Source organism: Dellaglioa sp. CoH-57-MRSF-21 (assembly GCF_056781915.1).
The window spans coordinates 1-337 of sequence record NZ_JBXAXU010000123.1 but is presented as its reverse complement, the minus strand read 5'-3'; the positions used below and the strand labels follow the sequence as shown (position 1 = coordinate 337).

General features: G+C 56.1%; 1 protein-coding gene. It reads left to right on the top strand.

Going from position 1 to position 337, the window contains the following annotated elements; genetic code table 11:
- Window positions 1-46: 46 nt before the first annotated feature.
- Window positions 47-337: hypothetical protein (locus tag AC1RPQ_RS08225; protein WP_481762298.1), on the top strand; the 291-nt coding region annotated here is incomplete at its 3' end.

Below are 337 nucleotides of genomic sequence, written 5' to 3'. Positions count from 1 at the left end.
GTACGATCGTGGCACTCCCAAGGCTCTTATCACGCGTGGTGATGGCATGGTTGGTCGCGATGTGTCGTACCTGATTCCGAAGCTTGTAGAGTTCGGACTGATTCCGGCACGGATTCCGACCCGAAACCGAACGGTCTTTCGATTCGAAGCATTGATGAAGAAGGATGTGTTTGCTGAGAAATACAGCCGTGAGGCAGCGGGCGACGACGGTTTCGACAATGCGCGCGCCATGGTCAACGGCTTGTTCAATCGCCCGTGGTCGAGTCGGGCGCTCCGCGACGTGTCTATGGTGGTACTTGGCGTCTACCACAATGAGGACATCAGTACTGTCCGGCAA